Source organism: Lysobacter luteus (assembly GCF_907164845.1).
GTDB classification, from domain to species: Bacteria; Pseudomonadota; Gammaproteobacteria; order Xanthomonadales; family Xanthomonadaceae; genus Novilysobacter; species Novilysobacter luteus.
On sequence record NZ_OU015430.1, the window covers coordinates 1,223,354 to 1,244,276 of the forward strand.

The 20,923-nt window shown below is 71.2% G+C and carries 20 protein-coding genes; 13 read left to right on the top strand and 7 right to left on the bottom strand.

Features of this window, described 5'->3' with window-relative positions; all coding sequences use genetic code 11:
• Positions 1-8 precede the first annotated feature (8 nt).
• A complete protein-coding gene (locus tag KOD61_RS05680; protein ID WP_215220063.1) occupies positions 9-248 on the top strand; it encodes a hypothetical protein in 240 nt (79 codons plus the stop codon).
• 40 nt (positions 249-288) lie between these two features.
• Here the strand turns inward: KOD61_RS05680 and KOD61_RS05685 are convergent, their stop codons facing one another.
• From KOD61_RS05685 to KOD61_RS05695, 3 genes are all read right to left on the bottom strand, one after another.
• Positions 289-753: a hypothetical protein gene (locus KOD61_RS05685; protein ID WP_215220064.1), complete on the bottom strand. Its 465-nt coding sequence runs from the start codon at positions 751-753 to the stop codon at positions 289-291.
• Positions 754-859: 106 nt separating this feature from the next.
• Positions 860-1,498, bottom strand: a complete 639-nt coding sequence (gene azu / locus KOD61_RS05690; RefSeq protein WP_215220065.1) for an azurin — start codon at positions 1,496-1,498, stop codon at positions 860-862.
• Between the two features lie 94 nt (positions 1,499-1,592).
• Positions 1,593-2,678, bottom strand: coding sequence for a DUF5694 domain-containing protein (locus tag KOD61_RS05695; protein ID WP_215220066.1), 1,086 nt, complete (start codon positions 2,676-2,678; stop codon positions 1,593-1,595).
• A gap of 197 nt (positions 2,679-2,875) precedes the next feature.
• On the opposite strand from KOD61_RS05695, the gene KOD61_RS13085 reads away from it, so the two are divergent.
• From KOD61_RS13085 to yedA, 9 genes are all read left to right on the top strand, one after another.
• Positions 2,876-4,207 (top strand): mechanosensitive ion channel family protein, encoded by a 1,332-nt coding sequence (locus tag KOD61_RS13085; RefSeq protein WP_215220067.1) that lies wholly within the window; start codon positions 2,876-2,878, stop codon positions 4,205-4,207.
• A 76-nt stretch (positions 4,208-4,283) separates the two neighbouring features.
• A complete protein-coding gene (locus KOD61_RS05705; RefSeq protein WP_215220068.1) occupies positions 4,284-5,210 on the top strand; it encodes a M14 family metallopeptidase in 927 nt (308 codons plus the stop codon).
• Between the two features lie 62 nt (positions 5,211-5,272).
• Positions 5,273-6,271 (top strand): ligase-associated DNA damage response exonuclease, encoded by a 999-nt coding sequence (locus KOD61_RS05710; RefSeq protein ID WP_215220306.1) that lies wholly within the window; start codon positions 5,273-5,275, stop codon positions 6,269-6,271.
• Positions 6,271-7,875: an ATP-dependent DNA ligase gene (locus tag KOD61_RS05715; RefSeq protein ID WP_215220069.1), complete on the top strand. Its 1,605-nt coding sequence runs from the start codon at positions 6,271-6,273 to the stop codon at positions 7,873-7,875. The genes KOD61_RS05710 and KOD61_RS05715 overlap by 1 nt, the downstream gene beginning before the upstream one ends.
• 77 nt (positions 7,876-7,952) lie before the next feature.
• Complete coding sequence (locus KOD61_RS05720; protein ID WP_215220307.1) at positions 7,953-10,397, top strand: ligase-associated DNA damage response DEXH box helicase; 2,445 nt, start codon at positions 7,953-7,955, stop codon at positions 10,395-10,397.
• On the top strand, positions 10,381-11,025 hold the full coding sequence (pdeM, locus tag KOD61_RS05725; RefSeq protein WP_215220070.1) for a ligase-associated DNA damage response endonuclease PdeM: 645 nt from the start codon (positions 10,381-10,383) through the stop codon (positions 11,023-11,025). Before KOD61_RS05720 ends, pdeM begins: the two co-directional genes overlap by 17 nt.
• A 70-nt stretch (positions 11,026-11,095) precedes the next feature.
• Positions 11,096-12,073: a glutaminase gene (locus KOD61_RS05730; protein WP_215220071.1), complete on the top strand. Its 978-nt coding sequence runs from the start codon at positions 11,096-11,098 to the stop codon at positions 12,071-12,073.
• Between the two features lie 55 nt (positions 12,074-12,128).
• Positions 12,129-13,220 (top strand): DUF1615 domain-containing protein, encoded by a 1,092-nt coding sequence (locus KOD61_RS05735; protein ID WP_215220072.1) that lies wholly within the window; start codon positions 12,129-12,131, stop codon positions 13,218-13,220.
• Positions 13,221-13,316: 96 nt separating this feature from the next.
• Positions 13,317-14,291: a drug/metabolite exporter YedA gene (yedA, locus tag KOD61_RS05740; RefSeq protein WP_215220073.1), complete on the top strand. Its 975-nt coding sequence runs from the start codon at positions 13,317-13,319 to the stop codon at positions 14,289-14,291.
• Here the strand turns inward: yedA and KOD61_RS05745 are convergent.
• Both KOD61_RS05745 and KOD61_RS05750 read right to left on the bottom strand, forming a co-directional pair.
• Positions 14,270-15,988 carry a cytochrome c biogenesis protein DipZ gene (locus KOD61_RS05745; RefSeq protein WP_215220074.1) on the bottom strand — a complete coding sequence of 573 codons (1,719 nt, stop codon included), beginning with the start codon at positions 15,986-15,988 and terminating at the stop codon, positions 14,270-14,272. The genes yedA and KOD61_RS05745 overlap by 22 nt on opposite strands.
• Positions 15,989-16,027: 39 nt before the next feature.
• A complete protein-coding gene (locus KOD61_RS05750; RefSeq protein ID WP_215220075.1) occupies positions 16,028-17,014 on the bottom strand; it encodes a helix-turn-helix transcriptional regulator in 987 nt (328 codons plus the stop codon).
• A 111-nt stretch (positions 17,015-17,125) separates the two neighbouring features.
• Here KOD61_RS05750 and KOD61_RS05755 point away from each other — a divergent pair, with 111 nt between their 5' ends.
• Positions 17,126-17,752: a glutathione S-transferase family protein gene (locus KOD61_RS05755; RefSeq protein ID WP_215220076.1), complete on the top strand. Its 627-nt coding sequence runs from the start codon at positions 17,126-17,128 to the stop codon at positions 17,750-17,752.
• A 138-nt stretch (positions 17,753-17,890) separates the two neighbouring features.
• On the opposite strand, the gene KOD61_RS05760 is transcribed toward KOD61_RS05755, so the two are convergent.
• On the bottom strand, positions 17,891-18,940 hold the full coding sequence (locus KOD61_RS05760) for an ornithine cyclodeaminase (RefSeq protein ID WP_215220077.1): 1,050 nt from the start codon (positions 18,938-18,940) through the stop codon (positions 17,891-17,893).
• 146 nt (positions 18,941-19,086) lie between these two features.
• Here KOD61_RS05760 and KOD61_RS05765 point away from each other — a divergent pair, with 146 nt between their 5' ends.
• A complete protein-coding gene (locus tag KOD61_RS05765) occupies positions 19,087-19,506 on the top strand; it encodes an Lrp/AsnC family transcriptional regulator (protein WP_215220078.1) in 420 nt (139 codons plus the stop codon).
• A gap of 23 nt (positions 19,507-19,529) precedes the next feature.
• Here the strand turns inward: KOD61_RS05765 and KOD61_RS05770 are convergent, their stop codons facing one another.
• Positions 19,530-20,072, bottom strand: a complete 543-nt coding sequence (locus KOD61_RS05770) for a peroxiredoxin (RefSeq protein WP_215220079.1) — start codon at positions 20,070-20,072, stop codon at positions 19,530-19,532.
• Positions 20,073-20,238: 166 nt separating this feature from the next.
• Here KOD61_RS05770 and KOD61_RS05775 point away from each other — a divergent pair, with 166 nt between their 5' ends.
• Positions 20,239-20,814, top strand: coding sequence for a DUF937 domain-containing protein (locus KOD61_RS05775; RefSeq protein ID WP_215220080.1), 576 nt, complete (start codon positions 20,239-20,241; stop codon positions 20,812-20,814).
• Positions 20,815-20,923 lie beyond the last annotated feature (109 nt).

A 20,923-nucleotide genomic window follows, 5' to 3' on the forward strand; every position in this document is an offset into this window, starting at 1 on the left:
GAAAACACATGCAGTTCCAAGTGTCCGCCATCAATCCCGACGCCGGCGTGCTCGCTACCGCGCTGCGCCCCCTCGACCCGGACGCCCGGATCGCGCTCGACGCCGCCCGCGGCCGCCTGGAAGTGCTGACCGTCGCCACCGGCGCGCAGGTCCAGCACGTGCTGTCCACCCTGGGCTGGGCGGCCACCCCGCTGGACCAGGACGTGCACATCAGCGGCGGCAGCACCTGCTGCGGCCACTGCGGCTGAGGTTCCGCGCCCCCGCTTCGACGGGCGCGGCGCCGGGCGTTCAGTCGCAGCGCTGGCGCGCCATGCCGTTGACCGTGTCGGTCAGGGTCTGGTCATCCTCGGACAGGCTGAAGCTGTAGGTGACGTCGCGGGTCTCGCCTTCGCCGGTCACCTGCGCGGTGATCTCGAGGTCATTGCCGCGGGTGTCGACCGCGGTGATGCCGCCGCTGCTCTCGTGGAAGGCGATGCGCGAAGCCTCGATGCTCAGTTCGCTCTCATGGCCTGGCGACGTGCAGGCGGTAGCGTCGGCGGCGTAATCGCCCTGGAAGCGCGCCGGTACGGATGCGGCGGGGGCCGTGTCTGCCGGCGCCGGTTCGGGTGTCGTGCCACTGGGCGCCGGGGCGGAGGCCGGTTCCGCGACATCCGGCGCGGCCGCGGTGCCGGCGTCATCGTCGGGGGCGGTGCAGCCGGCGGCCAGCAGGACGCCCAACGCAATCGTGGTGAGTTGGATGCTGGAAGAGCGCATGGGGGTGCTCCGTAGGTCATTTCGGGCAATGCCGGGCGCGTGCCCGGCATGCGTGCGAGATCCCGCCCGCGGCCTGTCGCCGGGGCGGGACGTTGCGCGGCAGGCCTTATCCGACCTGGATCGAGCCGCGCATCACCGCCCAGTGGCCCGGGAAGCTGCAGAAGAACTCGTACGGGCCGCTGCCCTGGATCGCACTGACCGGGAAGGTGACGGACGTGGTGCCGCCGCCGCCGACCAGTTCGGTATGGGCGATCACGCGTGCGTCGTCAGCCGGCACGTAGTCGCCATCCACGCCCGCGCCCATGCCGGCGGCGGCGATCGCCTCGCGGTCGGACGCCTTGCTGACCACGACGTTGTGACCCATTGCCACCACCGGCATCTGGCCCGTGTGGTTGAGGGTGATGGTGAACTCGCTGCACGAGGACGGCACGGTGATCGAGCCGACGTTGAACTGCATGGCGTCGTTGCCTTCGATGACGGTGCTGCAGTTGTCGACCGTTGCCGCCGGCTTGTCGCTGCCGGCCGGGGTCGCCGCCGGCGTCGCCGACGTGCCGGCGTCGCTTCCGGGCGTTGTCGGCGTGGTGGCCGGGGTGCCGGCGGCTGTGTCGGTTGGCGTGGTGTCGGCAGGTGCGGTGTCCGACGGGGTCGCGGCCGGGGTCGCGTTATCGGCGGGGGTGGTGTCGTTGCCACAGGCCGCCAGGGCGAGGACGCAGGCGGCGGCGAGCAGGGAAAGCCGGGTGTTCACGGATGCAACCTCCTTCTTCGAATGTGGGCCACATGATTGGCCCGGCCCCCCGTATGCGGCGTGAAAGCTTCGTTGGCGCGGCGTCCGCTGTTGCTCAGTCCGCAGCAGGCCAGAGCACGTCCTGTGCGTCAACGATCTCCACGCCCTGCATCTGCCCCAGCAGGCTGTCGAACCACGGCTTGTGGGTGGCGCCGACGATCGACAGCACGCGCGCGCCGGGACGGGTGATGAACGTCGCGCGGATGTTGGCGACCATCCGCAGGTTTCGGGTTTCCCAGCCGCCGACGTACATCCGGCCGTACTGCTGCGGGGAGACGTGGCGCATGGCCGCGCCTAGATCGCTGTTGATCTGGTCGACGAGGTGGTCCGGGCTGTTGATGTAGCGGTACAGCCCCAGCATGTCGGCGCGCTCGATGAACGCCTGCTTGCGGCGATGCAGCGGTTCCTGCAGTGCGGCGTCGGCATCCCAGGCCTGCCGGATGGCGGTGGCATAGGCCTGGATATCGTTGCCGGGGATGTCGTAGCTGTCGCCGGTGTGATCGTCCGCCGGGTACACGCGCTGCAGGCCGAGCCGGGCGGCCAGGCGCGCGGCGATCCGGTAACTCTCACTGTCCTGCCCCATGGCGCGTTCCAGTTGCGCGACCAGCGCCTCGTCCAGGCCGTCCCCCGCATGGCGTGCGGTTTCAGGCAGTTGCAGCCACTGGGTCAGCGCAGAGGCGTTGTCACCGGCGGCGAGGAACAGTGCGGCGAGGTGGCGGCGCTGGTCGTCGCGTGGCTCGGCCGGCCAATCGGACAGGGTGCGCTTCACCTCGGCAATCGCGGCAGGCACGTCCAAGCCGGTGGCCGCGCGTGCCGCGTCGGGGACCCTGCAATACGGTGCGATGCCTTCGGGGTCGTAGACAGCGGGGTGGCGCGCCATCAGGTCGCAGCTTTCGCCGGGAATCGACTCGATGGTGATGATGTCGGGCTTGTACGCCGCCAGTCGGTCCAGCAACGGGTCGAGTGTCGCGGGGTCGAAGCCCTCCTGCAGCTCCGACAGGTGCACGCTGCCCAGTACCAGCACCTTCGTCCGCGGGCCGGCCATGCCGTCGTCGAGGGTGGACAGGTCGACTGCAGCCTGCGCGCTGCCGGCAAGGGCCAGCCCGAGCGACAGGCAGAGCTTGGTGAGGGTCTTCCGCATGGCCTTGCTCCCTATGAAAAGGCGGCACTATCGCACGGTGTTTCCGTGGACCGGACGACCCCTGCGGGGAGGCGGATCCCGCGGCCGGTGCGGGTCGCAGTCCGGCGGTTCACCCGATCTGGACCGCGCTACGCCTAGCGTGGCCGCAACTGACCCGGGGCAATCGCATGGCCGACCGTGCCGCACGGAACTGATCGATGGGCGCCGGACTGATCCGCCCGAAGCCCGGCTGGCTGGCAGGGCTGGACCCCGCATCGCTGGGCTGGCAGGCACTGGCGTTGCTGGCCTGTGTGGCCGCGGCGTGGCTGGTCGGGCGGCGGTACCGTGCGTGGCAGCGCGGCCAGCTGGCGGAACAACCGCACTCGCAGCTGCGCCGGGTCGGCATCTCGTTCGGCTGCGCGCTGGTGTTTCCCGCAGTGGCGTCGGCGCTGCTGCTGGTGGCGTGGGCGGGGTTTAGCGCGCTCGGCCTGCCCTCCGGGGTTCTGCGGGTGGCGCTGGGGCTGGTGGTTGCGCTGGGGCTGGTGCGGCTGGTCGTGTTCCTGCTGTCCAACGCGCTGAAGCCGGGGCCGCTGCTGCGCGCATCGGAGAACCTGATCGTGGCGGTGGTCTGGGTTGGACTGGCGCTGTACCTGCTGGGCCTGCTGCCGCTGGTGGTCCGCGCGCTGGACAGCGCGGCGATCATGGTCGGCGACACCCGGGTATCGGCGTTGCTGGCGATTCGTGCGCTGGCGGTCGCACTGCTCGTGCTGGTGCTCGCCGCGTGGCTGTCGAGGATGTCGGAGCGGAGGGTGATGGACTCCCCACACCTGTCGCCGAGTGCGCGGGTCGGCATCAGCAAGGTGATCAAACTGGCGTTGATGGCGCTGGGCGTGGTGGTCGCGCTGCAGGTGGTCGGGCTTGACCTGTCCGCGCTGGCGGTCATCGGCGGCACCCTCGGGCTTGGCATCGGCCTGGGCCTGCAGCGCATCGTCAGCAACTTCATCTCCGGCTTCATCCTGCTGGCCGACCGCTCGATCAAGCCCGGCGACGTGGTGACGGTGGAGGACCAGTCCGGCAGCCGCTACGGCTGGGTGCAGGAGTTGCGCGCGCGCTACGTGGTGATCCGCGACCGCGACGGCGTCGACACGCTGATGCCCAACGAGAACCTGATCATCAACCCGGTGGTCAACTGGAGCTACGGCGGCGAGAGCGTGCGGCTGAAGCTGCCGGTGCGTATCAGCTACGGCGACGACCCCGAGCAGGCGATGGCGCTGATGGAGCAGGCCGCCGACGGGCGCCAGCGGGTGCTCGCGGACCCGGCACCGGCCGCGCGGCTCATGGCGTTCGGCGAGAACGGCTTCGAGCTCGAGCTGCGGGTCTGGGTGGTCTCCCCGGAACAGGGTGTCAACAACGTGCGCTCGGAGATCAACCTGGCCATCTGGCGGGCCTTCCGCGCGCACGGCATCGCGGTACCGTTCCCCCAGCGCGAGGTGCGGCTGCTGGATGGAGGCAGGCTGGACGACGCCCGGGATCGTTCGCCATCGCCGTAAACCCGGCGCGCCGTGGTTGGCGGATCCCCGCATGGGCGCCATCATCGGCCCCTGCATCCAACCGGGACCCCCACCCATGAGCGACATCCCCGCCTTCTATCCGATCGGCACCCCCGGCACGCCCTGGGGCGACGCAGAGCGCGACGCCTGGCGCACCGGCCAGCAGGTCAAGCGCAGCTACCGCGACGACGTGCTGGCCGTGGTGGAGCGCCTGCGCGACCGGTTCAACGTCCGCCAGTACGGCGAGCTGCACTACGGCGCCGACCATTACCCGCTGATAGCGCTCAAGAGCCGCGAGTGGGACGACCGGCTGCCGACGGTGCTGGTCACCGGCGGCGTCCACGGTTACGAAACCAGTGGCGTCCACGGCGCGCTGCAGTTTCTGGAGCGCGACGCCGGTGATTACGCCGGCCGGGTGAACCTGATCGTCGCCCCGTGCGTCAGCCCATGGGGATACGAGCGGATCCACCGCTGGAACATGCAGGCGGTCGACCCCAACCGCTCGTTCGTCGCCGACAGCCCGGCAGCCGAGGCGCGCGCGCTGATGGCACTGATGGAGCCGGTCGGCGACGTGCTGCTGCATATCGACCTGCACGAAACCACCGACACCGACGAGTCCGAGTTCCGCCCGGCGCTGGCGGCCCGCGACGGCAAGCCCAACGAGCCCGGCGAGATCCCCGACGGCTTCTACCTGGTGGGCGACAGCGAGAACCCGCAGCCCGAGTTCCAGCGCGCCATCATCGAGGCGGTCGGAAAGGTGACCCATATCGCCCCGGCCGATGCGCGCGGCGAGCTCATCGGCTCGCCGATGGTCGCGCCGGGCGTCATCAATTACCCGGTCAAGTCGCTGGGCCTGTGCGCCGGCGTCACCAACGCCCCGTACGTCACCACGACCGAGGTCTACCCCGACAGCCCGCGCGCGACGCCCCAGCAGTGCAACGACGCACAGGTGGCGGCGGTGCGGGCGGCGATCGACTTCGTGCTGGACCGCGGCGCCCGCTAGACGCGCCACTAACGGCGCCGCTGCTCTAGTCGTCGCAGGCATGGCTTGCGACGGGTGGACTTCTGGGCACGGCAACCGACGTGGTGGTGGTGACGCCGCAGGGCCTGTACTGCCCGGCCGGCGATTTCCACATCGATCCCTGGCGCCCCGTGCCGCGGGCGGTGATCACCCACGGGCACGGTGACCACGCGCGTGGCGGCATGGGCTGCTACCACGTGGTCGACGCCGGCCTGCCGATCCTGGAGTGGCGGCTCGGCGCGCAGGACTACCGCGTGCACGCGCATGGCGAGCGGTTCCAGGTGGGCGCGGCCACGGTGTCGTTCCATCCCGCGGGCCATGTGCTGGGCTCGACCCAGGTACGCATCGAGGTGGACGGCGAAACCTGGGTGCTGTCGGGCGATTTCAAGCGCGACCCGGACCCGACCTGCCTGCCGTTCGAGGTGGTGCCGTGCGACGTGTTCGTCACCGAGGCCACGTTCGGCCTCCCGGTCTACCGCTGGCCGCCCATGGCCGACGTTGCGCGCGACATCGTGGCTTGGCGCGAGGAGTGCGAAGCCAACGGCGAAGCGGCGATCCTGTACTGCTACGCGCTGGGCAAGGCGCAGCGCGTGCTCGCCGAGCTGATGCACCACACCGACCGGCCGGCCTGGCTGCACGGCGCGATCGACGTCGGGGTGCAGGTGTATCGCGATGCCGGCATCCCGATGCTGGACACCCGCAAGGTCGCCGACGAGGCCCGCGGCGCCGATTTCGCAGGCGAACTGGTCATCGCACCGCCGTCGGCCGCGGGCAGCGCGTGGGTCCGCCGCTTCCGACGCGCACAGCAGGGCTTCGCGTCGGGCTGGATGCGCATCCGCGGCAACCGCCGCCGGCGCAACCTCGACCGCGGCTTCGTGGTGTCCGACCACGCCGACTGGCCGGCGCTGCTGCGCACCGTCCACGAGACCGGCGCCCGGCGCGTCATCGCCACCCACGGTGATACCGACGCACTGGTGCGGGTGCTGCGCGATTCCGGCTTGGATGCCGGCGTATTCCGCACCGATTACGGCGAGGACGACTGATGCGTCGCTTCGCCGCCCTTTACGAGCGCCTGGACCGCAGCACCGGCACCGGAGACAAGCGTGCCGCGCTGGTCGACTACTTCCGCGACGCGCCGCCGCGCGATGCCGCCTGGGCGCTGTGGCTGCTAGCGGGTGGCAAGGTCGGCGGCGCCCGCGCACGCATCGCATCGACCGGCGAACTGCGCGCCTGGATTGCCGAGGAGACCGGCAACCCCGACTGGCTGGTCGAAGCCAGCCACCACGCCGTCGGTGATCTTGCCGAGACGCTGGCGCTGTTGCTGGACGACCCGGCCGTCCCGGTCGAGGATGCCGGCCTGGCGGAGTGGATCGAGCAACGGCTGGTGCCGGTGGCCAATGCCGATCCGGAGGCGCGGCGTGCGGTGGTGGTGTCGGCGTGGCGCGGCCTGTGCTTCCGCGAGCGGTTGGCCTTCAACAAGCTGCTGACCGGTGCGCTGCGGGTGGGCGTATCGGCCGGACTGGTGCAGAAGGCGCTGGCTGAGCTGTCGGGGCTGGACGTGGCCCTCATTGCGCAAAGGATGCTGGGGCGGTGGACGCCGTCCGAGGCGTTCATGCGGTCGCTGCTGTCGCCCGATGCGCAGCCCGGTGACGCGGAGTTGCCGTATCCGTTCTTCCTCGCGTCGCCGCTGGAAGGGGAGCCGCACGCGCTGGGCGGGGTGGACGACTGGCTGCTCGAGTGGAAATGGGACGGCATCCGGCTCCAGCTGATCCGTCGCGGCGCCGACATCGCGCTGTGGTCACGCGGGGAGGAGCGCATGGATGGCCGCTTCCCCGAGATCGAGGCCGCCGCGGCCGAACTGCCGCACGACGCGGTGATCGACGGCGAGCTGCTGGCCTGGCAGGGCGAAGACGAGGCACCGATGCCGTTCTCGGCCCTGCAGACCCGCATCCAGCGGCTCAAGCCGGGGCCGAAGATCCTGGCGAGCGCGCCGGCACGCGTGCTGGCGTACGACCTGCTCGAGTTGAATGGCGAGGACCTGCGCGAGGTGCCCCTGGTCGACCGCCGCCAGCGGCTTGCCACGTTGCTGCACGCCACCGCGCATCCGCTCCTGCGGCTATCGCCCGAGGTGCGGGTGCCGGACTGGTCGCAGGCGGCCACGCTGCGCGAGGAGGCCCGCGGCCGGGGCGTCGAGGGCCTGATGCTCAAGCGCCGCCACTCGCCGTACCGGCACGGCCGCAAGCGCGGTGACTGGTGGAAGTGGAAGGTCGACCCGCTGACGGTCGACGCGGTGCTGGTGTACGCGCAGTCGGGCTCCGGGCGACGCAGCACGCTGTACACCGACTACACCTTCGCCCTGTGGGACGGCGACGTGCTGGTGCCCGTCGCCAAGGCGTACTCCGGGCTGGACGACAAGGAGATCCTGCAGCTCGACCGCTGGATCCGCGCGAACACGGTGGAGCGGTTCGGGCCGGTTCGCTCGGTGGCGCCCGAGCATGTGTTCGAACTCGGCTTCGAGGGCGTGAATGCCTCGAAGCGGCACAAGTCGGGAGTGGCGGTGCGCTTCCCGCGGATCCTGCGTTGGCGAACCGACAAGCCCGCCTCCGAGGCCGACCGCGTCGACGCACTGCGGGCGCTGGCGCGGTGAGCGCCTCCGGTTCGGACGCAGCGGACGCATCGGGCGCGCCGGCTCCGCGATCGCGCAGACGGACCGCTGACGCGCCGCTGCTGGACTGGTTCGACACCCGCGGGTGGCGGCCGGCGCCGTTCCAGCGCGAGGCCTGGCGCCGCTACTTGGCCGGTGAGCCCGGGCTGCTGGTCACGCCGACCGGCAGCGGCAAGACGCTCGCGGCACTCGGCGGCCCGTTGCTGCAGGCGCTGAAACTCGGTGACGCCGCCGCCACCCGGAAACGCGGCGTGGCCCAGGGCCCGCGGTTGCGACTGCTGTGGATCACCCCGCTGCGCGCGCTCGCGACCGACACCGTGCGGGCGATGCAGGAGCCCATCGCCGCGCTGGGGGTGCCGTGGACGGTGGCGATGCGGACCGGCGACGCCAGTGCGCGCGATCGAAGGCTCGCCCGCAAGGGACTGTCGGACGTGCTGGTGACCACGCCCGAGTCATTCGCGCTGATGCTGTCCTACCCGGACGCGCCGCAGTTGCTTGCCGGTGTGCGTGGCGTGGTGGTGGACGAGTGGCACGAGCTGCTCGGCAACAAGCGCGGCGTGCTGCTGCAGCTGTGCCTGGCCCGGTTGCGTGCGCTGGTGCCGGCAGCGCCGCTGTGGGGCCTGTCGGCCACGCTCGGCAACCTGGCCGAGGCGCGCGACGTGCTGCTGCCGCATGCGCCGGATGCCGCCATCGTCGCCGCGCCACGGCGCCGGCGGATGACCCTGGAGACCCTGCTGCCGGAGGAGGGCGAGCGGTTCCCATGGGCCGGGCACCTGGGCCTGTCGCAGCTGCAGCGCGTCGCCGCGGTGCTGCAGCGGGCGCGCTCCAGCCTGTTGTTCACCAACACTCGCTCGCAGGCCGAACTTTGGCATCGCGCATTGCAGTCGGTCTGGCTGGACGATCCGGCCACGCTGGCGCTGCACCACGGCTCGCTCGACGCATCGTTGCGGGCCGCGGCCGAGACCGGTTTGCGCGACGGCAGCGTGCGCTGCGTGGTCGCCACCTCGAGCCTGGACCTGGGCGTGGATTTCCCGGCGGTCGACCAGGTGTTGCAGGTCGGCAGCCCCAAGGGCATGGCCCGCCTGCTGCAGCGCGGCGGTCGCGCCCGGCACCGGCCGGGTGAGGCGGGGCACGTGGTCTGCGTGCCGACCCACGCGCTGGAACTGGCCGAGTACGCCGCCGCCCGCGAGGCGCTGGCGCACGGGCGCATCGAATCGCGGCCGCCGCCACGGCTGTCGCTGGACGTGCTGGCGCAGCACTGCGTCACCCTCGCACTCGGCGGGGGCTTCGACCCCGACGACCTGTTGGCCGAGGTCCGCGGCACCCATGCATTTGCAGGGTTGCCCGATGCCGCGTGGTCGGCGGTGCTGGACTTCATCGTGCGCGGCGGCAGCGCGCTGGAGAGCTACCCCGACTACCGCCGCGTGGTTCGCGACGACGACGGCCGCTTCCGCGTGCACGACCGCCGCGTCGCGTTCCGCCACCGCCTGTCGATCGGCACCATCACCAGCGACGGCAGCGTGCAGGTGCGCTACATGAAAGGCGGCTACCTGGGCGCCGTCGAGGAGGCCTTCATCGGACGGTTGCGGCCGCGCGACCGGTTCCAGTTCGCCGGTCGCACGCTCGAGCTGGTGCAGTTGCGCGACATGACCGCATACGTGCGCATCGCCAAGCGTGCCGACGGCCGCGTGCCGCGCTGGCAGGGCGGGCGCATGCCGCTGTCGAGCGAGTTGGGCGCCGAGGTCGAGGCGATCCTGGCCGCGCCCGTGACCCGCCCCGAGATGCGCGCGCTGTCGCCGTTGCTCGACCTGCAGGAGCGCCTGAGCGAACTGCCCACGCCGGCCACGCTGCTGGTGGAGGCGGTCAAGACGCGCCAGGGCTGGCACACCTTCGTGTTTCCGTTCGCCGGCCGTGCGGTGCACGAAGGGCTGGCCGCCCTGCTGGCCCTGCGCTGGGGCCGCGAAGCGCCCAACACCTTCGGGTGGGCGGTGAACGATTACGGCCTCGTACTCACGGCCCAGGCGTTGGCCTGGCTGGATCCGCCGCTGATGCAACGGTTGCTGTCGCCCGAGGGGCTGATGGACGATTTGCGCGACAGCCTCAACCTGGCCGAGCTTGCGCGCCGGCAGTTCCGCGAGATCGCGCGCGTGGCCGGGCTGCTGCCGCCGTCGCTACCCGGCCGGGCACCGCGCTCGCTGCGGCAGCTTCAGGCCTCCAGCAGCCTGCTGTTCGACGTGCTGCGCCAACACGACCCCGGTCACTTGCTGTTGGCCCAGGCCGAGCGCGAGGTGCTGGAGGCGCAGCTCGAGGTCCAGCGCCTGCGCGAGGTGCTCGAGCGCTGCGGCCGGCGGGTGCTCGCCCTGCACCGGCCCCCCAGCCTGACGCCGCTGGCGTTCCCGCTGTGGGCCGAGGCGATCCGTGGCCAGCTCAGCACCGAGGACTGGCGCACCCGGGTGGCGCGTGCCGCGGCGCAACTGGAGCAACGGCATGGCCGCGGCGCTTGAGTTGCTCCTCGGCGGCGAACCGGTCCGCGTACTGGCCGACCGCGCCCTGTTCTGGCCCGCGCGCCGGCGGCTGCTGGTCGCCGACCTGCACCTGGGCAAGGGCAACATCCTGCGCGCGGCCGGCATCGCGGTGCCCAGCGGCGGCACCGTGCTCGACCTCTCCCGGCTGGACGCGTTGCTTGCCGACACCGGCGCCGCCGAGCTGTGGGTGCTGGGCGACTTCCTGCACGGCGCACGCCACGCCGACGTCGAACGCGCATGGCGGTCGTTACTTGAGCGGCACTCCCGGGTGACCGTCGCGGTGGTCGCCGGCAACCACGACCGCGCGATGAATGCGGACGCGCTCGGTGTGGAGTTGTTGCCGGCCGACGTGCGCGACGGTCCGTTCCGGTTCCGCCACCTGCCGCTCGCTGCCCAGTTTGCAGGTGACGCCCACGTACTGTGCGGCCACCTGCATCCGGTGGTGGGCCTGCCCGGGCTGCCCGGACGCTACCCGGCGTTCCGGCTCGACGCGGGGCAGACGGTACTGCCGGCGTTCTCGGTGTTCACCGGCGGGATGCGGATCGACGCCGACGACCCGCGCTGGATCGCGTGCGCCCGCGGCGAACTCGTCGCCAACTGGCGTTGAGCCCACCGCCGTGCCGCCGCGACCACGGCGGCGCCGGTAAGGTAGGGCGCCATCCAAACCGGAGCCGAGCATGCCCCCAGCCACCCCTGGCGCCGCGCGCGAGCCCATCCAGAACCAGTTCGACATCAGCGGGCTCGACCTGCCGGACATCCTCGGCACCATCAACGACGAGGTCCGTGAGCGTTTCGGCGAGGGCAAGCCGGCGGACTACATCGACGCGCTGGCCAACGTGCCGCTGGACCGCTTCGGCATGGCGCTGGTGACCCGCGACGGCGACGTGCATGAAGTGGGTGACGCGCGCGAAGCATTCTCGATCCAGAGCATCTCCAAGGTGCACACCGTGACGATGGCGCTCGATGCACTCGGCGACGACCTCTGGGAGCGGGTGGACCGCGAGCCCTCCGGCGACCCGTTCAACTCGCTGATCCAGCTGGAGTACGAGAAAGGCATCCCGCGCAATCCCTTCATGAATGCCGGCGCGCTGGTGGTGGCCGACGTGCTGCTGTCGGCGCACGAGCGGCCCGAGCAGGCGTTGGTCGACTTCGTCCGGGCCCGCGCCGGCCGCGTCGACATCGGCGCTGACGACGTCGTCGCCAAGTCCGAGCGCGAGAGCGGCTACCGCAACATCGCCACGGCCAACTTCATCCGCAGCTACGGCAACATCCACAACGCCGTCGACGACGTGCTGGACTTCTATTTCCTGCAGTGCTCGCTGTCGATGAACTGCGTGGACCTGGCCCGCAGCATGCAGTTCCTGGCCTGTGGCGGGTACTGCGGGGTGTCGGGGCAGCAGGTCGTCAGCGCGCAGATGTCGACCCGGATCAACTCGCTGATGATGACCGCCGGCACCTACGACGCCGCCGGCGACTTCGCCTATTACGTCGGGCTGCCGGCCAAGAGCGGGGTGGGTGGCGGCATCGTCGCGGTCGTGCCGCACGTCATGAGCCTGTGTGTCTGGTACCCGGGCCTGGACGAGAAGGGCAACTCGGCGCTGGGCAAGTACGCCTTGCACCGCTTCACCCAGCTGACCGGCCTCTCGGTGTTCTGAGCAGCGGTGGCATAGTTCGGCCCGCCTTCGTTTCTGTCACCGCATCGAGCCCGCCATGAACCGACATTCCAGAGCACTGCTCGCCGCCATGTTCGCGTTGCTGGTGCTCGCCGGTTGCGCCACCGCGCCGACGCCACCGGGCCCGGCGCCTGAAGCGGTACGTGCCGACATCGTCCGGCGGATGCCGGCCCGGATCGACGACCGCGCCGGCTGGGCGGCCGATATCCAGGCCGCATTCGCGGCGCAGGGCATCGACCCGATCGAAGAGAACGTCTGCGCGACGCTTGCGGTGATCGAGCAGGAGTCGGGCTACAAGGCCGACCCGCCGGTGGCCAACCTCCCGGCGGTCGCGCGCGGGGAAATCGAGCGGCGCGCGGCGGCGCTGCACGTGCCCGGCTTCATGGTCACCGCGGCGCTGAAGCTGCGTTCCACCGATGGCCGCAGCTACGAGGAGCGGCTGCGCACCGTGCGCACCGAGCGCGAGCTCAGCCAGCTCTACGAGGACCTGACCGGCCGCGTGCCCCTGGGCGAGCGGCTGTTCGACGGCTACAACCCGGTGCAGACCGGCGGACCGATGCAGGTGTCCATCCCGTTCGCCGAGCAGCACGCCGACGACTACCCCTACCGGTACGACGGCAGCATCCGCGACGAGGTCTTCAGCCGCCGCGGTGGGCTGTATTTCGGTATCGCGCACCTGCTCGGGTACGCCACGCCGTACACCCGCAAGGTGCACCGTTTTGCCGACTTCAACGCCGGGTGGTATGCCAGCCGCAACGCGGCGTTCCAGAACGCGGTGGCGGTGGCGACGGGTCGCACCCTGGCGCTGGATGGCGACCTGCTCGCGCCGGGAGCGCCGCTTGATCGACCGGGCGAGACCGAGCGAGCGGTGCGCGCCCTGGGCGGAGAGCTGGGGATGGATGACCAGTCGATACGCGCGGCGCTCGGCCGCGGCGACCGGCTCGACTTCAACGAGTCGGCCCTGTTCCGCCAGGTGTTCGCATTGGCCGAGGCGCGAGCGGGCAGGGCGCTGCCGCGGGAGATGATCCCCGGGATCACGCTGGACAGCCCGAAGATCACGCGCGAGCTCACCACCGGCTGGTTCGCCACCCGCGTCGACGCGCGGTACCGGGCGTGCATGGCCCGCTGAACGGCGGGCCGGTGGGATACAGCGGGCTACCTTCGGCACTGCTGCGCGGAGCCGCGCGGCCTGATAATGGGCGCCGTCCCCCGAGCGGCATCCCCCATGTCCGATGGCATTTCCCCCACGCCGGCGGCCGCGGTGGCGTCCGGTGCTTCCGGCCACCTGGAGCCGCGCGTACTGATTCCGCTGGCACTGCTCACGCTCTACGTGGTGTGGGGGTCGACCTACCTCGGTATCCGCTTCGCGCTTGAGAGCTACCCGCCGTTCCTGCTGGCCGGCGTGCGCTTCCTGGCGGCCGGTGTGCTGCTGTACGGGTTCCTGCGCTGGCGCGGCCACGCGGCACCGACGCGGCTGCAATGGCGCAATGCCGCCTTCACCGGCCTGCTGCTGCTCGGGATGGGCAACGGCCTGGTGTGTTTTGCCGAGGAACGCGTCAGCTCGGGCATCGCCGCGGTCGCGGTGTCGAGCATGCCGCTGTTCGCCGCCGCCTTCGGCGGGCTGTACGGCCACTGGCCGTCGCGCCGCGAGACGGTCGGGCTGCTGGTCGGGTTTGCCGGCGTCATCGTCCTCAACCTCGGCAGCGGGCTGTCGGGCGAGCGCATCGGCGCGATCGCTTTGCTGACCGCGGCGGCGGCATGGGCCTTCGGCTCGGTCTGGAGCAAGCGCCAGGACATGCCGGCCGGGCCGATGAACACCGCCGCTCAGATGCTGTGCGCCTCGGTCGCGCTGCTGCTGGTCGGGTTCGGCACCGGCGAGGCGCTGCCGGCGTCGCCGACCATGAAATCGACGCTCGCGCTGGTGTACCTCGCTTTGTTCGGCTCGATCCTCGCGTTCAGCGCGTACCTCTACGTGCTCAAGCACGCGCGCCCGGCAGTGGCGACCAGCTATGCCTACGTGAACCCGCCGGTGGCGGTGCTGTTTGGCGTGTTGCTGGCCGGCGAAGTCGTCGGCCCGTGGGACATGCTGGGCATGGTGGTCATCCTCGCCGGCGTGGCGGTGATCACGCTGGGCGGTCGCGCGTCACGGCGTGCAGCGCGTGCGCGCACGGCCGGCCCTCAGCCCGACGTGAACGCGTAGATCCGCGCACCGCCTTCCGGGAAGGTGATCTCGAACCGGCGCTCGTCACTGCCGTCGCGCAGGCGGATGAGCTGGTACAGCCGGTCCGCGTCCAAGGTGCCCTGGCCCTGCGCATCGACGTCGCTGCCGGCGTCGGCGCCGGGAGCGGCGCCATCGAGCGTGACCCGGAACCGGACCGGCCGGTCGCCTGCGATGGGTGCCATCACCAGGTGCAGGTCACGGCCGCGGAACCGCATCACGACGCTGCCGCCCGGACGCTCCAGCCGGGCGTGCTCGGCCGTCACCGTCCAGCGTCCCTGCAACGCCCACTGGTGCAGCGCCAGCGCCGCCGGAGCGTAGTAGTCCGTCGCCACGCCGCGGACAAGCTCGCCACCGGCGAAGCGCTCGGCGCGCGCGTGGCCCAGGTAGGTCTCCGGCGTGCGCGTGTAATCGGTCGACGCCGGCGCGCCCGCGTCACGACCGTCGCCGCTGACATAGCCGCCGGGCAGGCCGGTCGCGCCGGCGTCGGCCAGCAACCGGCGGATCACGTCCTCGCTGCGCTCGTATCCGCCTTCGCCAAAGTGGTGGTAGCGGATGCGGCCCTGCGCATCCACGAAGTAGTGCGCGGGCCAGTAGCGGTTGTCGAAGGCGCGCCAGATCGCGTAGTCGTTGTCGAGCGCGACCGGATGCCCGATGCCGAGCGACTCGATCGCGCGTGCAACGTTGCCAGGGGTCTTCTCGAACGCGAACTCCGGCGTGTGCACGCCCAGCACCACCAGCCCGTGGTCGCGGTACTTGGCAGCCCAGTCGCTCACATAGGGCAGGGCGCGCAGGCAGTTGATGCAGGAGTACGTCCAGAAGTCGACCAGCACCACCCGGCCGCGCAGCCCCGCACGGGTCAGCGGCGGGCTGTTGAACCAGCCGGTGGCGCCATCGAGCGGGGGCATCCAGCCTTCCACCGGCAACGGCACGCCGAGCTGCGGCACCGGCGAGGGCGGCGCCGGATCATCGGCGAACACGTCGACCAGCCGTTGCTCGATGCGCGCGGTGCTGGCCAGCGACAGCCGGGTCAGCAGGCCCGTGTCGAGACCGAGCGCGATGGCCGCCACGCCCGCCAGCACCAGTACGCCGAGCGCACGGCGCAGCCATTCACCAATTCCGAGGGCACGCTTCATCGACGCGAGGAACCGGCCGCCGAGCATCAGCGCCAGCGCGAGCGACGTCGCCGCGCCGGCGGAGAAGGCGAGCAGCAGCACGGTGGTGGTGACGCTGGCACCCTGCAGCGCGGCGGTCGTCAGCACCAGGCCGAGGATCGGTCCCGCGCAGGGCGCCCACAGCAGTCCGGTGGCCACCCCGAGCCCGGACGCCGACCAGGGCGACCCGCCGTCCGCGTGCCGCGACCACCGCCCACCAAGCGCGACAAAGGGCCGCGCCAGCACATCGGCCAGGCGCGGCCACAGCAACGCCAACCCCATCAATGCCAGCACCGCCATGGCCAGCCAGCGTCCGCCTTGGTTGAGCTGGATCGCCCATTGGCCACCGACGGCGGCCAGTGTCGCCACAAGCGCGAATGTCAGGCCCATGCCGGCGAGCAGCGGCAGGCCCTCGCGGGCGAACGGCCGGTCGGCCCGGGCGAACACGAACGGCAGCACCGGCAGGATGCAGGGGCTGATGATGGTCAGCACGCCGCCGAGGTAGGCAAGGATCAGCACGAACATGGCGTGGCCATGATGCGCCCGTCGGGATGCGGCTGCGCGTCAGCTCGTCCGTGCTTGCCGGACGTGCCCAAGCGTGTCCGCTCCGCCGAGCGAGGTGGCCAGCTGCGCGTGCGCTTTCCGCATGGCCGCGAGTTCGTCGTGGCCTTCGGTCACCTCGAACGGCCGGCCGAGCATGGCCAGCGTCGCCAGCAATGCATCCGGCGTGCTGGCCCCCACGTGGAGCAGGGCGCTGCGGTCGCTCTCGGCGACCAGCACGCCGCACCACGCGGGCACTGCGTCCGCGAGCTCGTCGGCACGCCCCAGCAGCCGCACGGTCACGCGGTGCTCGAACGGCGACCAGGCGACCGCCCGCCGGATGTGCTCGATGAAATCCAGACCCTGGCGCGGCACGAACGTGGCGCCCGTATCGACCAGCGCCTCGATGCGGTCGGCGCGATACGTCCGCCAGTCGCTGCGGTCGGTGTCCCAGCCCAGCAGGTACCAGCGCCGCCCGTAGCTGATCAGGCGCGCGGGCTCCACGTGGCGGTCGCCCTCGCAGCCGTCGTGCCTGCGGTAACGGAACCGCACGCGGCGGGAATCGCGGCAGGCGGCAGCGATCGCGGCCAGCACGCCGGCATCGGCCAATGGCTGGGCAACGTCCAGCGACAGGGTGACGTCGTGCAGCGCGGTCGCGCGCCGACGCAGCCGCGCCGGCAGCCACTGGTCGAGCTTGGCGAGCAGCTCGCGCGCCGGGGTTTCGATGCCGGCGACGGTGGCGGTGGCCGCACGCAGCGCCACCGCGAGCGTGACCGCCTCGGTGTCGTCGAACATCAGCGGCGGCAGATTGGCACCGGCACCCAGTGCGTAGCCGCCGCCGCGGCCGGACGATGCCTGCACCGGGTAGCCGAGGGTGCGCAGGCGGTCGACGTCGCGGCGCAACGTACGCGCGTCCACCTCCAGGCGCTCGGCCAGCTCCGGGCCGGACCATTGGCGACGGGCCTGCAGCAGCGCGGCAAGGCGGAGCAGTCGGGCGGACGTGGAAATCACGGAGTGGCCCGGTCGTGAAAACGCCGAGGTTATCGAGGGCAGTAGATGACCGCAAAGGCCGGTAGCCTCCGTCCTGCGCAGTCCCCCTCCACCCACGCAAGGAGCATCCCCATGTCCAGCAAGCCAACACTCACGCTCTACCACCACCCGCATTCGCGCTCGGCCGGCGTGCGCGTGATGCTCGAGGAACTCGGGGTCGACCACCGGATCGAGCTGGTGGACCTGCAGGCCGGCGAACAGCGTCGCCCCGAGTTCCTCGCGCTCAACCCGCTCGGCAAGCTGCCCACGCTGGTTGACGGCGACACCGTGGTCACCGAGCAGGTCGCGGTCTACCTGCACCTGGCCGACCGCTTCCCCGAGGCGGGCCTCGCGCCGCCGATCGGCGACCCGGCGCGCGGCACGTACCTGCGCTGGATGGTCTATTACGCGTCGTGCTTCGAGCCGGCCGTGGTCGACCGCTCGCAGAAGCACGAGCCGGCCGAACCGATGATGTCGCCGTACCGTGATTTCGACTCGATGCTGGCCGCGCTCGAAGCGCAGCTCGCCAAGGGCCCGTGGGTGCTGGGTGAGCGCTTCAGCGCCGCCGACGTGCTGTGGGGCACCGCGCTGCGCTGGACCACCCAGTTCGGGCTGGTCCCGAAGACGCCGCTGATCGAGGCGTACATCGCACGCACCACCGCGCGTCCGGCGTTCCAGCGCGCCGCGGAAAAGGATGCCGAACTGCTGGCGACGGCATAGCCGGTCGCCGTCCCGCCGCCCGTCGCAACACACCCCGGCCCCCTGTAGGAGCGGCTTCAGCCGCGATCCGTTCCCCAAAACGAAAGCGCCCGCCGCAGTCCCCCAAGGCGGGCGCCACGCATCGCGATGTCGGCAGCGTTACGCCGCCTTCTGGCGCGCCTTCGTCCCCATCAGGTGGCCGAACAGGTCCTTCGGGTCGGCCATCACCGGCACTATGTCGGTCTTGCTGCCCAGCTTCAGCTCATGGGCCAGGTCACGCACCAGCCGCAGCGCCGAGTAGTCCTCGAGCGCGAAGCCGACCGAGTCGAACAGGGTCACTTCGTCGGCGGTGGTGCGGCCCTCGGCCTCGCCGGCGATCACGCGCCAGAACTCGGTCGCCTTGAAGTCCGCGCTCATGTGCTGCAGCTCGCCCTCGATCCGGCTCTGCGGCTCGAACTCGACGTAAGTCTTCGTGTTGGCCGCCGTCAGAATGGCCGGGTCAAGCTCGGTCTTGCCCGGGCAGTCGCCGCCCACGGCATTGATGTGCATGCCCGGCTCGATCATGTCGGCGCTGAGGATGGTGGCGTTCTTCTTGTCTGCGGTGACGGTGGTGACGATGTCGGCACCGCGCACGGCTTCGCGGGTGTCGGCGGCGCGCACCACGCGCAGCTTCGGCGCGGCCTCGGCGAGGTTGGCGGCCAGCTTGTCGGTGGCGGCCGGGTCGACGTCGTACAGGCGCACTTCCTCGATGCCCAGCATGTGGTGGAAGGCCAGCGCCTGGAACTCGCTCTGGGCGCCATTGCCGATCAGCGCCATGACCTTGGCGCCCTTACGGGCCAGCTTCTTCGCGGCCATGATCGAGGTCGCCGCGGTGCGGATGGCGGTGGTCATGGTCAGCTCGCTGAGCACGGTCGGCATGCCGGTTTCCACGTCGGCCAGCGCGCCGAACGCCATCACCGTCGACAGGCCGTGTCGGTAGTTGCTGGGGTGGCCGTTTACGAACTTGAAGCTGTACTCCCTGTCGTCGGCAACCGGCATCAGCTCGATCACGCCGACGTCGGAGTGGGCGGCGGTGCGCGCGGTCTTGTCGAAGTCGTTCCAGCGGGCGAAGTCGGCCTCGAGGTAGTCCACCAGGCGCGAGAACATCTGCGGCAGGCCGTGGGTGGCAACGATCCTGGCAACGTCGTGGGTGGTCAGCAGGGTGGTCATGTCGGGCTCCTTGTCGATGCATCGACGCCGTTCGGCGCCGGGATGCATCCATTGTCCGGGCCCCGGCGTCAACGCGAAACGGCAACTTTGCGGCGGATACGCCAAAAAGCTGGCAGAGTGGCAGCCTGCATTGACGGATTGAGCAGATGGACGACCTCGACCACCGCCTGATCGCCGCGCTGCGCCACGATGCCCGCGCACCCGTCGCCAGCCTGGCGCAGTCCCTCGGCGTCTCGCGCGGGACCATCACCAACCGGATGGCGCGGCTTGAGCGCGACGGGGTGATCACCGGCTACACCGTGCGCCTGCGCCCCGATGCCGCGCCCGACGAGATCCGCGCGTGGACCAGCCTCGCGGTCAAGGGCAACCAGCATTCGGTGATCCGTGCGCTGCTGGGCGAGCCCGGCGTGGCCGAGCTGCACGACACCAACGGTCGATGGGACCTGGTCGCCGAACTGCGCGTGGCCGACCTGGCCGAGCTGTCCAAGGTGCTGGAGCGCATCCGCGGCATCCCCGGCATCAGCGGCAGCGAGACCAGCGTCCACCTGCAGACGTTCCGGGGCTAGGCAGTGCGCCCGACGGAGCGCGCCTAGTCGTCCAGCTTTTCCACCGCCGCCAGCATCTCCCGCACATGGCGGCTGGGGTTCATGTCGGTGTAGGCCGCGACGATCGTGCCGTCGGGCGCGATCGCATAGGACGTGCGGCTGGCCCATTCGGGCTTGCTGTCGAGCACGGCTTCGTACTCGCCGGCGATCCGCGCGCCCGGGTCGGCCGCGACCGGGAACTTGCCGGCACACGTGCTGGTGTCGTTGGAGAACGCCGCCAGCTGGTCGACGTTGCCTGCTGTCACCCCGATCACGCTGGCCCCGTGCGCCGCGAAGTCCTCGATCGCCCGCGAGAACAGCGACGCCTCCAGGTTGCAGCCGGGCGTGTTGGCCGCGGGGAAGAAGTAAACGACCACCGGGCCTTGCTCCAGCGCCTCGGCGAGTTCGAACGTGAACCCTTCTCCCGCCAGATAGGCGTCGGCGGTGAACTCCGGGGCGGCGTCGCCGGCCTTGAGTTCGGCCTGGGCGGGGAAGGCGAGGGCGACGGCGCAGGCGGCGCCGAGCAGCGCGGGCATCAGGGTCTTCATGGGATCGCTCCGGCAGGTGGATGGCAGGGGGCAGCGGCAGGCGCCTGCGGTGCAGGGCCGGCCTGCCATCGTACGCCCGCAAACGCGTACCGCCGGTCGCCTGCACACGCGGGCGGCCGGGGCGGTGCGCTAAGGTCCGGACTCCCTCAACGGCACGGACACCACCATGCAGATCAACGACATCATTGCCCAGACCGGCGGCCTGTCCTCGATGGCACGCGAACTGGGGATCAGCGAGCAGCAGGCCGCAACCGGAGCGTCCGCGCTGCTGCCGGCCATCATGGGGGGATTTCGCAAGCAGGCGCAGGGCGGCAGTGGCGGCGCGGGACTGGCCGGCCTGCTCGGCCAGCTCGGTGGAGGCAGCCTGCTCGAGGAGGTGCTCTCGCCGCAGCCGACCCCGGTGGGGCATGGCAACAACGTCCTGGGCGAGATCTTCGGCTCCAAGGACGTCAGCCGCGCCGTCGCGCAGGATGCCTCGGCCCGCACCGGCCTGGATTCCTCGTTGCTCAAGAAGATGCTGCCGATGCTGGCCATGCTCGCCGCGGGCTACATGGCCCGCCAGAACGCGGGCGCCGCCGGGGCGCAGCAGGGCGGTGGCCTGGGTGGGTTGCTCGGCGGGCTGATGGGCGGCAGCGGAGGCGCGGCGGGGACCGCCGGCGGCCTCGGCGCGCTCGCCGGCCTGCTGGACGCCGATGGCGACGGCAACCCGCTGGACGACATCCTCGGGCGGCTTGGCCGCTGAGCGCGGCATGGGCCGCAAAGCGCGGCCGGACAACGCCGGACAGCTGAACCGTCCGGCGATGCCTGCCCAAAGGCCAACTTAGGACACTGCGCCCCGGACCCGAAGCAGG

What these genes read in the sequence shown, in the direction of transcription:
- KOD61_RS05685 (WP_215220064.1), bottom strand. Translation starts at nt 753, where the DNA reads ATGCGCTCTTCCAGCATCCAACTCACCACGATTGCGTTGGGCGTCCTG.
- KOD61_RS05760 (WP_215220077.1), bottom strand. Translation starts at nt 18,940, where the DNA reads ATGACCACCCTGCTGACCACCCACGACGTTGCCAGGATCGTTGCCACC.
- KOD61_RS05755 (WP_215220076.1), top strand. Translation starts at nt 17,126, where the DNA reads ATGTCCAGCAAGCCAACACTCACGCTCTACCACCACCCGCATTCGCGC.
- KOD61_RS05730 (WP_215220071.1), top strand. Translation starts at nt 11,096, where the DNA reads ATGCCCCCAGCCACCCCTGGCGCCGCGCGCGAGCCCATCCAGAACCAG.
- KOD61_RS05765 (WP_215220078.1), top strand. Translation starts at nt 19,087, where the DNA reads ATGGACGACCTCGACCACCGCCTGATCGCCGCGCTGCGCCACGATGCC.
- KOD61_RS05680 (WP_215220063.1), top strand. Translation starts at nt 9, where the DNA reads ATGCAGTTCCAAGTGTCCGCCATCAATCCCGACGCCGGCGTGCTCGCT.
- KOD61_RS05775 (WP_215220080.1), top strand. Translation starts at nt 20,239, where the DNA reads ATGCAGATCAACGACATCATTGCCCAGACCGGCGGCCTGTCCTCGATG.
- KOD61_RS05735 (WP_215220072.1), top strand. Translation starts at nt 12,129, where the DNA reads ATGAACCGACATTCCAGAGCACTGCTCGCCGCCATGTTCGCGTTGCTG.
- KOD61_RS05745 (WP_215220074.1), bottom strand. Translation starts at nt 15,988, where the DNA reads ATGTTCGTGCTGATCCTTGCCTACCTCGGCGGCGTGCTGACCATCATC.
- KOD61_RS05770 (WP_215220079.1), bottom strand. Translation starts at nt 20,072, where the DNA reads ATGAAGACCCTGATGCCCGCGCTGCTCGGCGCCGCCTGCGCCGTCGCC.
- KOD61_RS05715 (WP_215220069.1), top strand. Translation starts at nt 6,271, where the DNA reads ATGCGTCGCTTCGCCGCCCTTTACGAGCGCCTGGACCGCAGCACCGGC.
- yedA (WP_215220073.1), top strand. Translation starts at nt 13,317, where the DNA reads ATGTCCGATGGCATTTCCCCCACGCCGGCGGCCGCGGTGGCGTCCGGT.
- pdeM (WP_215220070.1), top strand. Translation starts at nt 10,381, where the DNA reads ATGGCCGCGGCGCTTGAGTTGCTCCTCGGCGGCGAACCGGTCCGCGTA.
- KOD61_RS13085 (WP_215220067.1), top strand. Translation starts at nt 2,876, where the DNA reads ATGGGCGCCGGACTGATCCGCCCGAAGCCCGGCTGGCTGGCAGGGCTG.
- KOD61_RS05695 (WP_215220066.1), bottom strand. Translation starts at nt 2,678, where the DNA reads ATGCGGAAGACCCTCACCAAGCTCTGCCTGTCGCTCGGGCTGGCCCTT.
- KOD61_RS05705 (WP_215220068.1), top strand. Translation starts at nt 4,284, where the DNA reads ATGAGCGACATCCCCGCCTTCTATCCGATCGGCACCCCCGGCACGCCC.